At 34.2% G+C, this 20,019-nt stretch carries 17 protein-coding genes and 4 tRNA genes; 13 read left to right on the top strand and 8 right to left on the bottom strand.

Going from position 1 to position 20,019, the window contains the following annotated elements:
• Positions 1-127: 127 nt before the first annotated feature.
• From dnaB to tgt, 5 genes are all read right to left on the bottom strand, one after another.
• On the bottom strand, positions 128-1,672 hold the full coding sequence (dnaB, locus tag CHB81_RS16725) for a replicative DNA helicase (protein ID WP_089352992.1): 1,545 nt from the start codon (positions 1,670-1,672) through the stop codon (positions 128-130).
• Between the two features lie 140 nt (positions 1,673-1,812).
• Complete coding sequence (locus tag CHB81_RS16720) at positions 1,813-2,766, bottom strand: acetyl-CoA carboxylase carboxyltransferase subunit alpha (RefSeq protein ID WP_089352991.1); 954 nt, start codon at positions 2,764-2,766, stop codon at positions 1,813-1,815.
• 111 nt (positions 2,767-2,877) lie between these two features.
• On the bottom strand, positions 2,878-3,765 hold the full coding sequence (locus CHB81_RS16715; protein ID WP_089352990.1) for a DMT family transporter: 888 nt from the start codon (positions 3,763-3,765) through the stop codon (positions 2,878-2,880).
• Positions 3,752-4,840, bottom strand: coding sequence for an LptF/LptG family permease (locus CHB81_RS16710; RefSeq protein WP_089352989.1), 1,089 nt, complete (start codon positions 4,838-4,840; stop codon positions 3,752-3,754). Before CHB81_RS16710 ends, CHB81_RS16715 begins: the two co-directional genes overlap by 14 nt.
• A gap of 90 nt (positions 4,841-4,930) precedes the next feature.
• Complete coding sequence (gene tgt, locus CHB81_RS16705; RefSeq protein WP_089352988.1) at positions 4,931-6,061, bottom strand: tRNA guanosine(34) transglycosylase Tgt; 1,131 nt, start codon at positions 6,059-6,061, stop codon at positions 4,931-4,933.
• Between the two features lie 449 nt (positions 6,062-6,510).
• Between tgt and CHB81_RS16700 the strand changes: the two genes are divergently transcribed.
• The 4 genes from CHB81_RS16700 (at position 6,511) to CHB81_RS16685 (ending at position 9,920) form a co-directional block, all read left to right on the top strand.
• Positions 6,511-7,371, top strand: a complete 861-nt coding sequence (locus CHB81_RS16700) for a polysaccharide deacetylase family protein (protein WP_089352987.1) — start codon at positions 6,511-6,513, stop codon at positions 7,369-7,371.
• 125 nt (positions 7,372-7,496) lie between these two features.
• Positions 7,497-7,796, top strand: a complete 300-nt coding sequence (locus tag CHB81_RS16695) for a hypothetical protein (RefSeq protein WP_089352986.1) — start codon at positions 7,497-7,499, stop codon at positions 7,794-7,796.
• Between the two features lie 243 nt (positions 7,797-8,039).
• Positions 8,040-8,888 (top strand): transketolase, encoded by an 849-nt coding sequence (locus CHB81_RS16690; RefSeq protein ID WP_089352985.1) that lies wholly within the window; start codon positions 8,040-8,042, stop codon positions 8,886-8,888.
• 78 nt (positions 8,889-8,966) lie between these two features.
• The gene (locus tag CHB81_RS16685; protein WP_089352984.1) at positions 8,967-9,920 is read left to right on the top strand and encodes a transketolase family protein; all 954 of its coding nucleotides are present in this window, start codon (positions 8,967-8,969) and stop codon (positions 9,918-9,920) included.
• Positions 9,921-10,123: 203 nt separating this feature from the next.
• Here CHB81_RS16685 and CHB81_RS16680 read toward each other — a convergent pair whose 3' ends face one another.
• The gene (locus tag CHB81_RS16680) at positions 10,124-11,305 is read right to left on the bottom strand and encodes an FKBP-type peptidyl-prolyl cis-trans isomerase (protein WP_089352983.1); all 1,182 of its coding nucleotides are present in this window, start codon (positions 11,303-11,305) and stop codon (positions 10,124-10,126) included.
• Positions 11,306-11,384: 79 nt separating this feature from the next.
• Here CHB81_RS16680 and CHB81_RS16675 point away from each other — a divergent pair, with 79 nt between their 5' ends.
• Both CHB81_RS16675 and CHB81_RS16670 read left to right on the top strand, forming a co-directional pair.
• A complete protein-coding gene (locus CHB81_RS16675; protein WP_089352982.1) occupies positions 11,385-11,774 on the top strand; it encodes an RNA-binding S4 domain-containing protein in 390 nt (129 codons plus the stop codon).
• A gap of 69 nt (positions 11,775-11,843) precedes the next feature.
• Complete coding sequence (locus CHB81_RS16670) at positions 11,844-12,344, top strand: phosphoribosyltransferase family protein (protein ID WP_089352981.1); 501 nt, start codon at positions 11,844-11,846, stop codon at positions 12,342-12,344.
• Here the strand turns inward: CHB81_RS16670 and CHB81_RS16665 are convergent.
• Positions 12,336-12,854 (bottom strand): shikimate kinase, encoded by a 519-nt coding sequence (locus CHB81_RS16665; RefSeq protein WP_089352980.1) that lies wholly within the window; start codon positions 12,852-12,854, stop codon positions 12,336-12,338. The two genes, CHB81_RS16670 and CHB81_RS16665, sit on opposite strands and share 9 nt — an antisense overlap.
• A 127-nt stretch (positions 12,855-12,981) precedes the next feature.
• On the opposite strand from CHB81_RS16665, the gene CHB81_RS16660 reads away from it, so the two are divergent.
• From CHB81_RS16660 to CHB81_RS16650, 3 genes are all read left to right on the top strand, one after another.
• Positions 12,982-13,054, top strand: a tRNA-Lys gene (locus CHB81_RS16660).
• Between the two features lie 41 nt (positions 13,055-13,095).
• Positions 13,096-13,168: transfer RNA gene (locus tag CHB81_RS16655), tRNA-Lys, on the top strand.
• A gap of 41 nt (positions 13,169-13,209) precedes the next feature.
• A tRNA-Leu gene (locus CHB81_RS16650) sits at positions 13,210-13,292 on the top strand.
• 487 nt (positions 13,293-13,779) lie between these two features.
• On the opposite strand, the gene CHB81_RS16645 is transcribed toward CHB81_RS16650, so the two are convergent.
• Positions 13,780-15,720, bottom strand: a complete 1,941-nt coding sequence (locus CHB81_RS16645) for a right-handed parallel beta-helix repeat-containing protein (protein ID WP_089352979.1) — start codon at positions 15,718-15,720, stop codon at positions 13,780-13,782.
• Positions 15,721-16,434: 714 nt separating this feature from the next.
• Between CHB81_RS16645 and CHB81_RS16640 the strand changes: the two genes are divergently transcribed.
• From CHB81_RS16640 to CHB81_RS16625, 4 genes are all read left to right on the top strand, one after another.
• On the top strand, positions 16,435-17,076 hold the full coding sequence (locus CHB81_RS16640; RefSeq protein WP_089352978.1) for a hypothetical protein: 642 nt from the start codon (positions 16,435-16,437) through the stop codon (positions 17,074-17,076).
• 372 nt (positions 17,077-17,448) lie between these two features.
• Positions 17,449-17,521: transfer RNA gene (locus CHB81_RS16635), tRNA-Lys, on the top strand.
• A 353-nt stretch (positions 17,522-17,874) separates the two neighbouring features.
• Positions 17,875-18,687, top strand: coding sequence for a hypothetical protein (locus CHB81_RS16630; RefSeq protein ID WP_141130414.1), 813 nt, complete (start codon positions 17,875-17,877; stop codon positions 18,685-18,687).
• Positions 18,688-19,101: 414 nt separating this feature from the next.
• Positions 19,102-20,004, top strand: a complete 903-nt coding sequence (locus tag CHB81_RS16625; RefSeq protein WP_089352976.1) for a LytTR family DNA-binding domain-containing protein — start codon at positions 19,102-19,104, stop codon at positions 20,002-20,004.
• Positions 20,005-20,019: the final 15 nt, after the last annotated feature.

Genomic DNA, 20,019 nt, shown 5'->3' with positions numbered 1-20,019 from the left:
ATTTACAATTTAAATTAGTTAATAAATATTAGATTTGTTAATGGTTCGGCTAAGCTACTCAATTTTAGTAAAAAAATTAACATTTGGGTATAAAAAAAGCCTTATAAAAAGGCTTTTTAATTTTTTGTTAAAATGGAACATCACTGTCATCATCATCGTCATTCAAATTGCTTCCAAAAGCTTCATTTGCAGAAGGTAGATTCTTCGTTATAAACGGATTATCTTCATGATTCATTTTGGATGGTAAATCGTCATAACTACCTGAAAAATCATCAAGATTATCAAACTTACCAAGGTGTCCTATAAATTTCAATCGAATGTTTTCAATACCCCCATTACGGTGTTTAGCAATCATAATCTCAGCCTGGCCTGCAGTAGGCGATGCTTCATCATCATCCCATTCTTCTATTTTGTAATACTCAGGACGATATAAAAACGAAACAATATCAGCATCCTGCTCAATCGCTCCGGATTCACGAAGATCCGATAGTAACGGACGTTTACTTGATCCACGTGTTTCAACGGCACGCGATAACTGCGAAAGTGCAATTACCGGAACGTTAAGCTCTTTTGCCAATGCTTTTAAGTTTCGGGAAATTGTCGAAATCTCCTGCTCACGATTTCCTCCTCCTTTATTATTTCCTCCGGCAGTCATCAACTGCAAATAATCAATAATTATAATCTTGATTCCGTGTTGCGAAACTAAACGACGACATTTTGCTCTTAAATCGAAAATAGAAAGTGACGGTGTATCATCAATAAACAAAGGAGCTTTTTCTAAGTTTTTCACTTTAGTACTCAACATTTCCCATTCGTGAGGTTCTAGTTTACCGGTACGCAATTTCTCTGATGACAATCCTGTTTCTGACGAAATTAACCTTGTAATCAACTGAACTGATGCCATCTCCAGAGAGAACAAAGCCACTCCATGTCCATACTGAATAGCGATATTTCTAGCCATTGAAAGTACAAAGGCAGTTTTTCCCATCGCAGGTCTCGCTGCGATAATAATTAAATCGCTGGGCTGCCATCCGGAAGTTAGTTTATCCAGATTATGAAAACCAGTTTCAACACCACTTAAACCTTCTTGTTTTGCAATTTCTTCAATCTTCTTTTTAGCCTGAAGTACTAAACTCTGAGCAGTTTCAGAACTACGCTTAATATTACCTTGTGTTACTTCATATAGTTTTGATTCGGCTTGATCAAGCAAATCAAAAACATCGGCAGTTTCATCATAAGACGCTTCAATAATTTCAGTAGAAATACGAATCAAACTTCTCTGAATAAACTTTTGAAGAATGATACGCGAGTGAAACTCGATATGGGCCGAAGATGCAATTTTTTGCGTAAGCTGAATTAAATAAAAATCTCCTCCAGCCAATTCTAATTTTCCATTTTTTTTCAACTGAGTCGAAACCGTCAACAAGTCAATTGGCTGTGTTTCTGTAAAAAGTTGAACAATTGCTTCAAAAATAAATTTATGTGCTTCTTTATAAAAAGCATCTCCTTGCAAAATATCAATTACATCATCAACTCCTTTTTTATCAATCATCATCGCTCCAAGCACAGCTTCTTCTAAATCAAGAACTTGGGGAGGAAGTTTCCCTTTTTCTAAACTAATAATTGAGGGTTTATTTACCTTTGCAGGGTTTACACTTTTGAAATTTTCCATATGACGAAAGTAGCGAAATTTAAAAAGAGATCGCTATCGAGTTATAACTATTAATTGTTTATAAATAAGTTTTTTTTGTTCATAACCAAAAAAAAATCCGAAACTGTAAGGCTTCGGATTTTAATTAATCTTGTAAGAATTTACTCTTTATACTCGCCCATTTTACTGTATTTGTCCATTCTTTGGGCAATCAGGTCGGCTGTTGATAAGTCTTTCAATTCATTATATCCTTTGGTGATGTATTCGGCAACCGTTTTGAAAGTAGTTTCGCGGTCATAGTGTGCTCCGCCTAGTGGCTCCGGGATAACATCATCAACTAATTTTTGTTTTTTCATGTCTGACGAAGTTAATTTCAAAGCATCGGCAGCACGTTCTTTGTACTCCCAGCTTTTCCATAAAATCGAAGAACAAGATTCCGGAGAAATTACAGAATACCAAGTATTCTCTAACATATAAACTTTATCTCCAACACCTATTCCTAAAGCTCCTCCAGAAGCACCTTCACCAACAATAATGGTAATGATTGGTACTTGTAAACGAACCATTTCAAAAATGTTTCTAGCAATAGCTTCTCCCTGCCCTCTTTCTTCGGCTTCAAGTCCTGGATATGCACCCGGAGTATCTACCAAAGTTAAAACCGGAATACCAAATTTCTCTGCCATTTTCATCAAACGCAAAGCTTTACGATATCCTTCAGGGTTTGCCATACCAAAATTACGGTACTGACGTGTTTTTGTATTAAAACCTTTTTGCTGACCTACGATCATAAACGACTGTCCGTTTACTTTTCCAAGTCCGCCAACCATAGCTTTATCATCTTTAAAATTTCTGTCTCCGTGAAGTTCTAAAAATGTATCTCCGCAAATTGCTCTGATATAATCTAAAGTATAAGGCCTATTTGGATGTCTTGATAGCTGAACTCTTTGCCAAGCTGTAAGGTTTTTGTATATTTCTTTCTTAGTTTCTACTAATTTCTTGTTGATTTCCTTGCAGGTAGGTGTTACATCAACATCAGATTCTTTTCCAATTATAACACATTTTTCTAACTGTTCTTCAAGTTCTTTGATTGGAAGCTCAAAATCTAAATATTCCATGGATTTTTGAATTTTGTTTGTAAATCGAACCGCAAATATAAAAATATTATATCATTGGCACAGTTAATTGTTAGTAAAGTATCAATTTGTGATTTAAAAATAAGTAAACTATTACAGTTCTTTCTTATTTTTATAATGTTTAAAAACGCCGTTTAAAATAACCGTAATAACAATTATAAGGGCGCCAATATAAAATTCTGTACTCATTTTTTCTTTTCCTCCAAGAATAAAATAAGCCAGAACAATTCCGTAAACAGGCTCTAAATTAGTCGTTAACATCACCGTATAAGGTGTTAATTTCTGCATAACTTTTACTGATGCCGTAAAAGCATATGCCGTACAAACAGAAGCCAATACAAGCAACAAAATCCAGTTGTTTAATGACATTGTAAAAAAATCAGCAGTAAATTTTCCTTGCACTAAAAAATAAATAGAAATAAAGAAAACTCCTGCACCAAATTCATAAAATGTAATAACCGACGGATCATGTTCTGTAATTAACTTACCATTCATTAAAGTAAACAAAACACCCAAAATAATTGCAGCCAAGGCATAATACATCCCGTGCAGATATTTAACTTCGACTTGCATGATAAGCGCCAAACCAGCGATAATAATTAATCCGAAGAAAACTTCATAGAATAATATCTTTCTGCCATAAAAAAGCGGCTCTAATAAGGATGCAAAAAAAGCTCCTAATGAAAATATAGACAGTGTAATTGAAACATTCGAAACATGAATTGCCCTAAAAAAGAAAATCCAATGCAGTGCAATCAGCAATCCAACAAAAATTAATTTGGCAAAAGACTGCGCCGAAATAACAAAAGACTGTTTCTTATAAACTATAAACCCAGCCAGAAAAATACCTGCTAAAAGCATTCTGAACCAAACTAAATTTTCGGCATCAATGGTGATTAAAGCGCCTAAAATGGCTGTAAAACCCCAGATAAAAACAATTAAATGAAGATTTAAATAACTTTTTAAATTATCGTTTCGCATTACGTAATAAGTAAACTGCCAGAATTCCGAAAACAATATTCGGGAACCAAACAGCTAATAAAGGTGAGAATGTAGATTTTTCGGCAAGAGTACCGAATATTTTATCGAAGAATACGAAAGAAAACGCAATTGCAATTCCAATAGCCAGATTCGTTCCCATACCACCACGACGTTTCATTGACGAAACTGCCACCGCGATAATAGTCAAAATAAAAGCTGAAACCGGTACACTATATTTCTTATAAAGTACAACTAAATAAGTATTTATATTTCCTGAACCTCTTTTTCTTTCTTTATCGATAAAATCAATTAATTTTCCTAACGGAAGTGTTTCTGCAATATAAACTACAGGAGTTAAATCAGCCAATTCAAATTTAAAAGCCACCTTTTTTTCCGGTACTTTTTCAATTTTATCTTCCAATTCTCCAACCGTTCTTTTAGTATAATCGTATAAAATATAGGTCTTTGCTTTTGGATCCCATTTAATACGACTTGCAGTAATTTTATAGGTTAATCGATCTTTTTCAAAATGCTCTAACGAAAAATTAAAAGCCGTTTTCGATTCTTCATTAAAGCTATTTACAAAAATAAAATCGTTATCGTTAAGCTGCCTGTATACGTTTGTATTTTCACCACGCATTGCTTCTTTACCTCCACCTTTTAAATAGGTATATCTAAAATTATTAAAGCCTTCACTTGCAGCAGGAACAATAAAAAATCCCATTAAAAGCACAAAAACCGAAACAATAGATGCACCAATAATATAAGGTCGTAAAAAACGCGTAAATGAAATCCCCGAACTTAAAATAGCGATGATCTCTGTATTATTTGCCAATTTTGAAGTAAACCAGATAACCGATAAAAACAAAAATATCGGAAACAATGAGTTCGCAAAATAAACGGTAAAATTGTAGTAATAGATTGCGATTTGCGTAAACGGAATCTTATTTTCCAGCATTTTATTCACCTTCTCAGAGACATCAATTACAATTCCAATGGGAATAAATAACAAGATCATCACCGAAAAAGTGGCTAAATATCTTTTTAAAATATACTTATCTATTATCGTCAGCATATATTTCTTTTTGTTTTTTTTGTTTCAGGTTTCAAGTTTCAAGTTGCTAAATAACCTGAAACTTGAAACTAAAAAAACTTGAAACTTTTTTTATAGTCTTTGACTCATATTTTTAACCATCATTTCTTTCCATGGTCTAAAATCTCCTGCTAAGATATGTTTTCTGGCTTCACGAACCAACCACATATAAAAACCAAGGTTATGAATCGTAGCAATTTGTTTTCCTAAATATTCGTTAGCCGCAAATAAGTGACGTAAATAAGCCTTTGTATATTCAGTATCTACAAAAGTATGTCCCATTTCGTCAATTGGAGAAAAATCAGCTTCCCATTTTTTATTCTTAATATTAATTGTTCCGTTTGCCGTAAACAACATACCATTTCTCGCATTTCGAGTTGGCATAACGCAATCGAACATATCAATTCCTAAAGCAATATTTTCCAGAATATTAATTGGCGTTCCAACACCCATCAAATATCTAGGCTTATCTTCTGGCAAAATTTCGCAAACAACCTCAGTCATAGCATACATTTCCTCCGCAGGCTCTCCTACTGACAAACCTCCAATTGCATTTCCTTGTTGTCCTGCATTTGCAATATATTCAGCCGATTGTTGACGTAAGTCTTTGTAAGTACTTCCCTGAACAATCGGAAAAAATGTTTGCTCGTAACCATATTTATAAGGTACTTTGTCCAAATGATTGATACAACGATCCAACCAACGGTGCGTCATGTGCATCGAGCGTTGTGCATATCTGTAATCGCAAGGATAAGGCGTACACTCGTCAAAAGCCATAATAATATCAGCCCCAATTGTACGTTGAATTTCCATTACACTTTCTGGTGAAAAAAAGTGATATGAACCATCAATATGCGATTTAAACTTTACTCCTTCTTCCTTAATTTTTCTATTATTCGAAAGAGAATAAACCTGATATCCTCCAGAATCCGTCAAAATATTACGATCCCAATTCATGAATTTATGCAATCCACCCGCTTTTTCAAGAATTTCAGTCTGCGGACGTAAATATAAATGGTATGTATTTCCTAGAATAATATCCGGATTAATATCCTCTTTTAGCTCACGTTGGTGCACTCCTTTTACAGAAGCAACCGTCCCGACAGGCATAAAAATAGGCGTTTCAATTACGCCGTGATCTGTAGTGATACTTCCCGCTCTAGCTTTAGATTGCGGATCTTTTTGTAATAAATCAAACTTCATCTGTTTCTTTTTTCAGTCGGCAAAGATAAGCTAATTTCAGGGAAAATTAATTAATTAGATAATTTGTCAATTAGAAAATGAGAGAATGATTTTGCTCAACCTAAAACTTAGACCAAATAAACGTATTACACCTAACTTATAACTTCTTATGAGCGTTCCCTCCGGTCGGGCTATCCACTATATTCCCAATTAACAAAAACTACGGCTAAAAAGCCTTGTTTTTCTAAATCGGGAGATACCGCTCCTATCCCTAACGCAAAAAAAGAAATGACAGTTCCAATAGAAATTTCTAAATTTGAATGGAAACAAAAAAAAACTGCTTAATCTGCAAAATCTGCGAGCAAAAACAAACACAAGCAAAGATTCTTTACTTGTAATATAAAAAATAAAAATCCGTTTAAATCCGCGAAAATCTGCGTGCCATTTATTCAACACAACACAAATAAAACATGAACTTAGCTCAAAAACTAGGATATCCCGAAAACACAAAACTATTAATCATCCATGCCGACGATGCCGGATTATCACATTCCGAAAATCAGGCAACCATAAAAGCACTCCAAAACGGATCTGTAAACTCCTATAGTATAATGGTTCCGTGCGCATGGTTTTTCGAAATGGCAACATTCGCCAAAGAGAATCCACAATTCGATTGCGGCGTACATCTCACATTAACCTGCGAATGGGAAAATTATAAATTCGGACCGGTACTTCCAATTACTGAAGTACCAAGTTTAGTCGATAAAAACGGTTATTTCTACAAAACCAGAGCAGACTTCAAAAACAACGCAAAACCATCCGAAATAAAAAAAGAACTAACCGCCCAAATCGAAAAAGCATTACAATTCGGAATCCAACCTACGCATCTTGATTCTCACATGTGCAGCGTTGGCGTTACTCCGGAAATTTTAGAAATCTATAAAGAACTCGGAAAAACTTATCATCTACCCGTTTTCATCAACAAACAATTTGTACAATCAATTAGTTTATCTGACGAAAAATATAATTTCGAAAACAATCTTTTAGCAGATAATCTTCTGATTGGATATTTTGCAGATTTCGAAAAAGGCGAACTTAGAAAATCTTACGAAAAAGTATTGGATTCAGTAAAACCTGGATTTAATGTTTTTCTGCTTCATCCCGCTTTTGATGATCATGAAATGCAAGGTATTACAATCAATCATCCTAATTTTGGATCAGAATGGCGCCAGATAGATTTTGATTTTTTTACAAGTCAAGAATGCGAAACAAAACTTCAGGAGAATAACATTCAAATGATAACATGGAAAGAGATTCTTTCAATTAGATAATGAGTCAATTTAGATAATGAGATAATTGCCTTTTATGTGAATACTAAAACTTTGTAATTAAAACATATAACATTCTGAATTCAATAATTCCATAACTTTAATATCCATTTAAAAAAGTAGAAATCATGATAAATTCAGAAGATAACAATCCAATAAAAGAAGATCAAATTGAGAGAAATCTTGAAAACTTAGATTATCCGGCAAACGAAGATATTTATAATCAGGAAGACAAATTGGAAGACATTGATCCCGAGGAAATCTCCACCGAAAAAACAATCACTCCAAGCGATCATGAATGGAAACAAAATAGTGATAAACTAGGAAATGATCTGGATATTCCAGGTTCAGAACTTGATGACGAGCAGGAAGAAATTGGATCTGAAGACGAAGAAAATAATTTTTACAGTGAAGGCGATACAGAATAAGCGCATCAAAATCAGTTAAAAGAACAAAAGTCCCAATTTGGGGCTTTTTTATTTTAAATTTTCATCAAAAATAAGTCAGATAAAGACTTCATGTTTAAAAATTCTGAACCAAAGCACGTATTTTTCTGAGATCAACAAAAAAACAAGTACAATTTAACAATTCCAGCAAACTAAAGCAAAAAATCATTTGTCAGCCCGCAAAATAACAATTACTTTTGCATCAGTTTAACTTTTACACATAAAATGAAGCCTAACACACAACAATTAAGCGATTTAACTATCCAAGTAAGAAGAGATATTCTTCGAATGGTACATGCTGTCAACTCAGGTCACCCAGGTGGTTCACTAGGTTGTACTGAATTTTTGGTAACTCTTTACCAAAATATCATGGAGCGTAAAGAAGGTTTTGATATGGACGGAATTGGAGAAGATCTTTTCTTCCTTTCAAATGGACATATTTCACCTGTATTTTATAGCGTATTAGCACGTAGCGGTTATTTCCCTGTTTCAGAACTTGCAACTTTTAGATTATTAAATTCTCGTTTACAAGGACATCCAACGACTCACGAAGGATTGCCTGGAGTTCGTATCGCTTCTGGTTCATTAGGACAAGGTTTATCTGTAGCTCTTGGAGCAGCGCAAGCTAAAAAATTAAATGGAGACAATCATTTGATCTTTTCTTTACACGGAGACGGAGAATTGCAAGAAGGTCAAAACTGGGAAGCTATCATGTATGCTTCTGCAAAAAAAGTTGACAACATTATTTCAACTATTGACCTTAACGGAAAACAAATTGACGGTACAACTGACGAAGTTTTACCAATGGGAAGTATCCGTGCAAAATTTGAAGCTTTTGACTGGGACGTTCTTGAAATCAAAGAAGGAAACAATATCGATGCTATTCTTGCAGGTTTAAATGATGCTAAATCAAGAACAGGAAAAGGTAAACCGGTTTGTATTTTATTACATACTGAAATGGGTAATGGTGTCGATTTTATGATGCATACTCATGCCTGGCATGGTAAAGCACCTAGCAACGATCAGTTAGCAAGTGCTTTAGCTCAAAATACCTCAACTTTAGCAGATTATTAAAAAGTGCTCAGTCTCAGTGTCAGTTTTCAACTTAGGAACTTAGCCACTTAGAAACTTAGCATCTCAAAAGAAAAAAAAATGAAAAAATATATAAATACAGGAAGTAAAGATACTCGTTCGGGTTTTGGAGCGGGAATGACTGAACTAGGTCAAAAAAACGAAAATGTTGTAGCACTTTGTGCTGATTTAATTGGATCATTAAAATTTGATGATTTCAAGAAAAATCACCCAGAGCGTTTTTTCCAAATTGGTATTGCAGAAGCAAATATGATTGGTATTGCTGCAGGTTTAACAATTGGAGGGAAAATTCCTTTTACTGGAACTTTTGCTAACTTCTCTACAGGAAGAGTTTACGATCAAATTCGTCAATCAGTTGCTTATTCTGATAAAAACGTTAAAATTTGTGCCTCTCACGCCGGTTTAACACTTGGTGAAGATGGAGCAACACACCAAATCCTTGAAGATATTGGTTTAATGAAAATGTTACCGGGAATGACTGTAATCAATACTTGTGATTACAATCAGACTAAAGCAGCAACATTAGCATTAGCAGATCATCATGGTCCTGCTTATTTACGTTTTGGTCGTCCGGTTGTAGCTAACTTTACTCCTGCTGATGAGCCTTTCGTAATTGGAAAAGCAATTTTATTAAACGAAGGAACTGATGTTACGATCGTAGCAACAGGACATTTAGTTTGGGAAGCTCTTATTGCTGCTGAAGCATTAGAAGCAAAAGGAATTTCTGCAGAAGTAATCAACATTCACACTATCAAACCACTTGACGAAGAAGCTATTCTAAAATCATTGGCAAAAACTAAATGTGTTGTAACTGCAGAAGAGCACAATATTCTTGGAGGTCTTGGAGAAAGCATTTCAAGGGTATTAGCATTAAACACTCCGGCTCCACAAGAGTTTGTTGCCGTAAACGATAGTTTTGGTGAATCTGGAACTCCAGAGCAATTAATGGACAAATACAAATTGAACAATCAAGCAATTGTTGAAGCTGTAGAAAGAGTTATCAAAAGAAAATAATTTTTAGATTTTCTTACTTATAAAAAAAACCTCGAAAATTACTTTTCGAGGTTTTTTGTTTTTAGCAATGAGCAATATAAAATCAAGACTTCAACACTAAATACCTTTAAGTTTCAACTAGACAGAAGCAAACCGATTATTTTAGGCATAAAAAAACCTCGAAAATTATTTCGAGGTTTTAAATATTATATTAATCCTAAGATCTATTTTTGTTTGATAGGATATGTTTTATCCAAATGAATTCTCAATCTTGGATTAGTTGTATAATCTGCTTCTATAAACTTTCTGGGATTAGTTGCAGATTCAACTTGGTTAGGATCTGTAAGAGCTCCCGTTGGTCTTCTAGGAATTCCTCTAGGCTCTGTTTCATCTGTATTTGGAGTTAATGGATTATCAACAGTAGAATCCCAAGGATAAAACAAACTAGTCCCATAATTAAAAGGCTGTCCATCTTTTACACCCATACCAATCTCACCAGTTGGTTTAGTAAGCTCAAATCTTGTTGTAAAACCATCACCATCATCATCTAAATCTAAATAATCAGGAATTCCATCACCATCTGTATCATAATCTTTTTTATAACTATCAGGAGGACTTGGAAATCTTGCTGTATCTCTTAAGTCATAAAGATAACCATCATGATTAAGATCTTCTAAATAATCGGGAATACCGTCTCCTACTGTTATTGCACTACCATTTGACACTGTGTATTCATGATCTAATCTTTGAAGATCGAATAATTTAAAACTAAATACTAATGGAGAATAAGAAGGTATATTAGTCTGAGCACTTCCATAGTAACCTAACCCTGAAGGCAAAAACATAACTCCAGCTCCAAAGTCCTTATAAGTAACCGTACCATTATCTGAGGTACTCGAAGTACCTGTTTTAAACTGAGGAAAAATCTCTCCCCAACCATCGATAACGGCGCCATTCACATATACATATAGCTCGAAGCTTCTTCCTAAATCATAAGAAGTATCAAAAACAGTTCCGTCTAATAAATTTCCTGAATATGCTGCATTAACCCGGTCAGTATTACAAGGCGACTTCCCTGTTCCTTCATTTAAAATCAAATAACGAACTTCATAATTAACACCATGACTGTAAACTTTTCTAGTTTCTAATTTATAAACCTTCTGGTCCATAATAGAAATTTGTGGTGTATCTTTTGTGATTTTTTCAATAGTAATATCAAAATCAGCAGTGACTTCCTTAATATAATGGGTTTTAAGATATTTTTCAATCGAATCATTATCAGCTTTATACTGTGTTGCATAATCCCTTAAAGGAACTGTCACCACCTCATCATCATCTTTTTTAGAGCAAGAAACGAAAGAAATACCCGCAAGCAATAAAATAAAATAAAATTTAAATTTATTCATTATTGTTAATTTTTTAGGTGCGCAAGATACAATATTGATTTATTTTTGTAAAGAATTTAACTTTGATTTTAGAAAAATTATGAGAATAGACAAATACTTATGGTGCGTGCGCTATTATAAGACCAGAAACATGGTAACTGAAGCCTGCAAAAAAAACCATATCACTGTAAATGGGCAAGTTGCCAAGCCTTCTAAAGAAGTTTTCCCTACAGACAAAATTACTTTTAGAAAAGATCAGATTACACAAATTATAACCGTACTTGATATTCCCGAAAGTCGTGTTGGGGCAAAACTTGTTGATATATACAGAAAGAATGAAACGCCACCTGAAGCTTACGCACATTTAGAACTATTAAAGCTTTCTAAAGAGCATTATCGCAAAAGCGGAACTGGGAGACCTACCAAAAAAGACCGAAGAGACATTGACGAATATGGCAATGAAATTTTTGACGAGGATGAAACAGAATAAATTTTAAAAATCTGAAATCCACAATCTACAATCTAAAATTCAATTTGTACTTTAGCAAAAAAATAAATCATGAGCAAAAACATCATCTTAACCAATCAGGAAATTGAACACAAAATAAAACGTATTGCGTATCAAATTTACGAAACGTTTGTAGATGAAGAAGAAATTGTGATTGCCGGAATCGCTTCTAATGGATCTGTTTTTGCCCAAAAAATTGCTGTAGCTTTAAGCAATATCTCTACACTTAAAGTATCACTTTGTGAAGTCAAAGTCGACAAACAAAATCCGCAATTACCAATACAAACCTCTTTGTCTGCATCTGAATACGAAAACAAAGGATTAGTCCTTGTTGACGATGTCTTAAATTCAGGCACAACCCTAATCTATGCTGTTCGTCATTTCTTAGACGTTCCGCTTAAGAAATTCAAAACAGCAGTCCTTGTAGATAGAAATCACAAAAAATACCCTGTAAAAGCCGATTTCAAAGGAATTTCACTATCTACATCTTTACTAGAGCATGTTCAGGTTGTTTTTGACGAAAACGGCGGTGATTATGCCTTTTTAAGTTAGAATCCCTAAAATATCTTCGACAGTTTCTTCGACAGTTTTATCATCAACTGCAACCTTATGTTGCGCATGATTGTAATAAAAACTTCTGTCGAACAAATGTTTTGCGATAAACTCTCTCATTTCTTCCTCATCCATATTAGCAATAAGCGGGCGCTTACTTTTGTTATGCACTAATCTATTATATAAAGTCTCTATAGAAGCTTTTAAATATATAGAGGTAACATCATCTCGTTTTAGCAATTCATGGTTATTGGCATAACAAGGTGTTCCTCCGCCTAAACCAATAATACAATTTCCTGAAGATTGAAGTAATTCTACGAACATTTCATGCTCTAATTTTCGAAAATAAATCTCACCATGTTGTTCAAAAATCTCATTTATCGATAAATTTGCCTTTTTTTCGATGCATTTATCTAAATCAAGAAACGGAATATTTGTATTTTTTGACAAATTTTGGGCAATTGTTGACTTTCCGCAGCCCATATATCCTAATAATATAATCTTTTTCATTTTAATAAGAACCTAAAAATTAAGGTGTTGTGAATTTTGAGTAAAAAAAGACAAATTTATAATAAAATAGCTTGCAAATATCAAAAATAACTCCTTATATTTGCACCCGCATTCAAGGAAAGAATATGACTCGATAGCTCAGTTGGTAGAGCACATCACTTTTAATGATGGGGTCCTGGGTTCGAGCCCCAGTCGGGTCACAAAATTTGTGATTTAACAAAATACTTTCCTTGATCGCAATGACTCGATAGCTCAGTTGGTAGAGCACATCACTTTTAATGATGGGGTCCTGGGTTCGAGCCCCAGTCGGGTCACAAAAGGTCGAGTATTAATTTACTTGACCTTTTTTATTTTAGGCCACGTGGAGAAACGGTAGACTTGCCATCTTGAGGGGGTGGTGCTCGTAAGGGCGTGTGGGTTCAAATCCCACCGTGGTCACTAGAAAAAAAAGAAAGTCTGCAAAGTGTATATTTTGCAGACTTTTTTATGGTTCGAAAATTATTATCTAAAATTTTAATTTTTTGTAATATCAGTATTTACGGATCAACACGAAAACCTGTGGAGCAGCAAAAATTAAGCATAAATATTGGTTAATCTAAAAAGGAAGAATTCTACATTTCTAACACCTCTGAATTTTGATCTAAATGCATTTTTTTCTCTTTTGGTTTATCGTAATTTTTTGATACTAAATACAATGAAACCCTGGCTGATTTAGCAGAACACTACGAACCACAATTTTACCTGCCAGAGCCTACGAAACTACAAACCTTATGTCTACACAACAACTCCTGAGCATTTAGCCAGTACTCATCAATTTGTAGCCCAATGGAGTGCTGCCCACATTCTTTTCTCTAACCTTAGTATAGCACACACACTGCCTATCTTGCAACTACTTTTTTAACACAGAATGACGTGTTTCAACCCCTTATTCTGTAATTTTCACCTGCATCTCAGAATCATACGTCTCATTTCCATTCACCCGGTAGCGCACTGCAACTTGTGTATCCTTCATGATATTATTCGCTTTCACATTGATCAAGAAACTTCCATCAGTGTTCACCGTTGCATTTTTAATACCAATACCATTAATAACGACCATCACAATCTGATAACGCCCTTGGTTATTCACCAACATGCCCTTAATATTCGTTTCACCAACCTTATAATCCGCATATCCCGTGTATAAATTCCCAATAAAAGGCGTCACTGGACTCAGAAGCTCAAGTGGCGCAATTCTTAGCGTCGACGGCATCGTATTATTCAGCACACGCGTCATATCCGTCTTCTTCGTACCAGAATTCCCCCAAATCAAGAGATTATCAATATAATTCGAAGTCGCCGTATCTGCAACCGTTACCCAACCATTAATTTGCTTATCCCAAGAAGCCGTATTATCCGTAACACTAAGCAGCTCCACAGGATTTCGAACCTCTATCATTACCTTATAATAGTTATCCACCAATCCATCCACATCAAAACGATTGTTCTCGATACTGATACCACGCGACTTATTCACCGCACCCGTCAAAATTCGAACCGGATAGCGAATCCTGCCACTCGCATTGAAATCATTGTTTTTGATAATAATATTTTTCGGCGTCGTTTTCACACCTTGACGATCCCGTTCGTACAGCGCCATAAACGCAAAATTATCATAGCTGTCTAACTGAACAAAATTATTTGTAACCCGCACATTTTCCGCGCCGGACAAACGAATTGCCGTGTAACCCGTCATATTTTTCTGCAACGCTGCGTCCAAACTATCCACCACAATTTTACCATTATTATCCGTCTGCACCTCATGCTGCAAACTTAAATCCGTTGCTTGAGGATTCTTCTTTCTTCGTTCTATATTGTTGATTTGAATATTACTCGGGTTATATTTATTACCGCCCTCACCACTTATAAGGCGGTTGCTATCAATGATAATATTATTATTTGCCGCACCGTAACTATCAATTCCACCGTCCACCATCGATTTCCGATCATCCGCTGAATATTCCATGTTGGCCGGTGCATAAAAGTGCTGCGTACCATAGCGCTGCATCCAATCCTTGATCTCATTCCCAATAATCGAGATCTGCTTCGTACCACTGCCACCATTCCCGCGATACATCACGATGCCTGTACGACCAACATTTCCAATCTTATTCTTCTCTATAATCATCGTTTGGCAATACTCCAGCGCAATCCCACTCTGCAAATTAGAATTCCGAATTTCCGAGTTTTTCACCGAACCATTTTTAATACCTCCCAAATAAATAATCGAGTTCGCCTGCTCATTCCCATCCGCAATAATGTTATCTATATGGATATTATCAAGGAGCTCATAAGGTTCAGCAAGCGATGTGCCATCATCCTTATAAGCACCCGCAAAATTAATCATCGAAAACGCGTAAGCATGTCTACTCATAATGACTGGATCAATCTCATACCTAATGCTGATATCACGAATCAACACGTTCTTTATGTAATTAGGCCCCACAATATTCGCCGCCTCTGTCGTCAAACCTTGCCTCGGTGCTGTAAAAACGAGTTCACTATCTTTCGTATTCGCCGTTGCTCCTTTGATAATCACATTAGATGGGACTTTTAAAGTATTATCAACGTAATATTTTCCCGCTCCAAACTGAATCGTCGTGCTATCCTCGTTCGAATTAATCGCTTCCAATATTTTTGCCCATCCAAGCGCGTTAGTCGTTGCCGCAGCCTTATTATCCTTCTCCATAAAGCGATCCACCTGAATCACCTCAGCCGTCTGTGTCGTGTCCGGAAGTGACAATGCAAAGTTTTTTAAAATTGCATCGTTTGATTGCCTACCACTTTCAAGTTCAATAAATCCGTTGTCTTTATTCCAAATATCCATAACATTTTTTTTTCTTTACACTCATTTTTTATACGTTCATTTTTTAAAATAACAGTTAACGTTCTGGCGCTACAGCGGGTTTGGGACTAAATTAAGCCCATTTTCTTCGGATTTGCCAAATCATCCCAAATACGCTAACTTGTATATATGTCTGACGATGCCCGACTTATCTACCCTAAATTGAATCGATATGTCCGACAAATATCAGTGTTTATTTGTTATCAAAAGTAGGATTTTTATTTCATAAAACATTTATCAGTTAAATATTTTTCTTACTAACGGAAATGCAAATTTCGATGATTTTGCTACTTTGATGAATTGGCGGGAGCGCGATTCTAACCAATAGTGATATTAAATTCAAATAGCAAAATTAGAAATCATTTAAAATCTTTAAATCTTCCAATAAGAGGTTCGAATTCTGTACCGTCAAGATCACTAAAAAACTCTTTTGATAAATTTTATTTTCCACAAAATCAGTATTTCTAAGTAAATATTACTTAAAACTACGCCAAAGGTTTTCAATTTCCAAGCCTTCAATTTTTATAAAAGATCAGGAAAACATTATACTCCCCCCTTAATTCTGTGACTTGTTAAATGTTTCGAGTTGCAAAACATTAAATATAAACCCATCCAAAAAAAAAGCATACTCAATCAAAATCCTTTTAACCTTTTTAAATTAAAAACAATATATTTGAATTTAAACGAATTACACAAATGGGACTAGATTACGATTACCGAATATACATTAAGAAAGAAAAACTTAAAGAGGCTCTAAAATTCGTTTATGAGCATGCAGACAAAAAAAGGGTATTATTCGAAATAACTAATGACCAGCTATATAAAATTGACAAATTTGCAAACGGACAAATATCAAAAACCTTACTTGACAACTTTGGAATAAATCAAAGAATAGATACATGTATTTTAGTTGACGAAGATAACAGTATAATTGAGTATCATTTGTATGATTTGACACAACATTATCAGCCAGACTCTGTTGATGAATCTAAGTTCATTGAATATTATAAATACGCAGATAACAAATGGTGGATAGGTAACGTTGAAATTCACATTAAAGACTATTCTTCTAAAATGCCAAATTACATAGAACTTCAATTTTGGGCTGTTACAAGTAGTATGAGTCGACTTTTTGCAGAGTCAACATCAATCGACAAATATTTTAAAGAATTATGCAGAGCCGCAGAAGCAGATTATGGGTGTATTTACATGGAAGATAGCGGATACAGGCTTATATGGACAAAAGGAAAAGAATACAATTTAGTAGTTCCTATTCTTTGGAGTAGCTTTGAAGAATATGGATTTGTTAATGTAATTGGTGATATTTTAAAAATATAAATTCGATTCAGTAATATAACTACAGAAGTTGTTCCGTGTAGCATTTTTACAAGATTCAGGGGCATTAATTCTTTTGAACTTTTGCATTGAACACTATCATACCAGCAAGTCAAAATGCAAACAGGAAGTGACAAAAAATCTAAACTATATTTTTTAAAACCTCAAATCTTCAAGCAAACGATTCTATTCTTTAGCATCATTAAGGTCTCCAAAAATTAAAAACACATAAAATGTATTTTATTTTATTTTGTTTCTACCTCTATTTCAATTCGTTAATTAGAAACAATACTTTTACATTAAATTAACTTAAAAAAAGGTAGTGATATATAAAAAATAACTCCTTATATTTGCACCCGCGTTCAAGAAATGAATGACTCGATAGCTCAGTTGGTAGAGCACATCACTTTTAATGATGGGGTCCTGGGTTCGAGCCCCAGTCGGGTCACAAAAAAAGGTCAGATATTAATTTATCTGACCTTTTTTCATTTTAGACCATATGAAGAATATGTAATCACATCCAAATTTTGGATATCAAGGAAATATACTTTCTCTTAACATTGTTTTATTTATATATTAAATGTTCGCATACAAAATCAGAGTATCTTTACCCACGATTGCGATAAAGAATATGCAAATGACTGACCATCTTTCCTTTTCATAACTCCAAATCCCTGTTTCAAGTCATAAAGTTATAATAACAAAATCTCAATAATAAACATTGACCTATTGCTAGTTTTCTTCCTTTTAGGTTTTTTATTAGTTTTCGCATTCAACCCTAATGCCCTATAATATATGACATTGATATCCAAAGAAAAGTTTACCGAAGCTGCCGGCCTTTCTAAAATTCCTATCCCAGGATTACCTTCTTATTTAATGAAAGTAATGAAAATTGACAATTTAAATACTATTGTAAAAGAAGCAGGTAATCTTGAGGGTGCAGATTTTGCCAATTATGTCTTAATGAAAATTGGCGTAAAAGTCCAATTTGATGCTGCCGAATTACTAAACATTCCTCGTGAAGGAGCTTTTATTGTTATTGCAAATCATCCTTATGGAGGTATTGAATCATTAGCTTTATTAAGTACAATCGCAAAAATACGTCCTGATACAATGTATATGGGGAATTTTTTATTAAAGGAAATTCCAAATCTTGAAAAATGCATTATTGCGGTAAATCCATTTGAAAACATACAAAATTCTGCGAGCATCACTGGATTAAAAATGACACTCAAAGCTTTATCAGAAGGCATTCCTGTTGCAATATTTCCCGCCGGAGAAGTTTCATCATATAATTTTAAGACGAGTGAAATCACAGATCCGGAGTGGCATCCGGTGGTAGGCAAAATCATCTGTAAAGCAGACGTTCCTATTCTACCTATATATTTTCATGGAAATAATGGTTTTTTCTTCAGTATGTTAAAATCAATTCACCCTATGTTGCAAACTTCAAAACTGATTTCAGAACTCTTCAACAAACAAGGACACTCCCTAAAGATGACTATCGGAGAAGCCATTTTTTTAACTAGGGTTCGAGGCAAAGTTTCCGATCCTCTAATGTTAAAAAATCTTAGAAGCAAGCTGTACGCTCTCAAAAACCAGTTACATAATTAAGAGATTCAATGCGCATTATAAACTTTGAAAATCAAATACTTTTCTTTTCACGCTTCTGTTAAGTCGTTTAAAAACTTAAAGTAAAAGGTTCAGATTTCACACTAAGGAAGTCATACACAAGCGGAAATCTTTACTTATAAAGGTTTCCGCTTTTTAAATTTAAATTAACCCAACTAAATATAAAATCGAAAACAATAGTTTGAAAATTTTATATTTGGTAAGTAAGACTTAGGAGAATCCAAAAATAAATTCAATTGCTTGGAGATACATTGACAACAAAAATAGATGACAGCCTGTCTGCAAAATATGCGAAAACAAAATACAAAATCGCCCCTTACTACTCATCATGCCCTTCAAAAAACAAACAACAAACCTATTCTTTTTTCTTATTTTTAATCCCGAAAAAAAATAATCATGAGATCGTACATCAACACCCAACATTTGACAAAAGAAATTGAATATCCGGAACGATATCAATCTCAAAATCTAATCAAAAGCTCGGTTGTTGTATTTCTAATTATTCTGGCATTTCTTTTATTATTCAAACCATTTGGAGTTTATGACCCGGAACTCAGAATGCATTATTTACTCATTTGCTTTTTCCACGCCTTAACCCCGGCATTGGTTCTGCTAACTTATTTTGGAATATTGAATTTCAGAAAAGTAAAAAGCCAAATTAAATGGACTTTACTCAAAGAATATATTCAAATTGGAATACTATTAATTTTAATAGGCACATCGAGCTTTTTAATGCGTGATTTACTTTATAACAATCCAAACAACTGGTCGTGGAACTATTTTTTTGAAGAAATTAGAAATTGCCTTGTTGCGGGAATATTTTTTTATTTTTTTCTAAGATTATCCAGCTTTTATTTTGAATCAAAAAAAGGATCCCCATTTGTTCTTCAGTTTATTCCGCTGGCAGTTGAACCAGAAAGTAAAACCCTTGAATCTAATATTTTTATTAATACACAGGTAAAGCAAGACAACTTCAACTTAGACATTCATCAATTACTCTTCGTAAAAGCAGATGGTAATTATATTGAGTTAACAAAATTAAATGGCAACCAAATCACCACAGAAGTAAAAAGAATTTCTTTAACACAATTTGAAACTCAAATAACTGATTACCCACACTTTTTTAGATGTCACAGAACCTATTTAGTAAACATGTATAAGGTTGAAAAAGTATCCGGAAACTCCCAAGGCTACCTATTATCATTTAATGAAACCAACATAAAGATTCCCGTTTCCAGAAAACAAATCGACAGCTTCAACAACTATTATCAAGAGCTTCGCAGTAAATATATTGCCTAAGCTAGTTGTTCATCA

The organism is Flavobacterium sp. ov086, assembly GCF_900187965.1.
Classification (GTDB): domain Bacteria; phylum Bacteroidota; class Bacteroidia; order Flavobacteriales; family Flavobacteriaceae; genus Flavobacterium.
The sequence above is the reverse complement of the archived record's forward strand: the minus strand, read 5'-3'. Positions and strand labels throughout refer to the sequence as shown.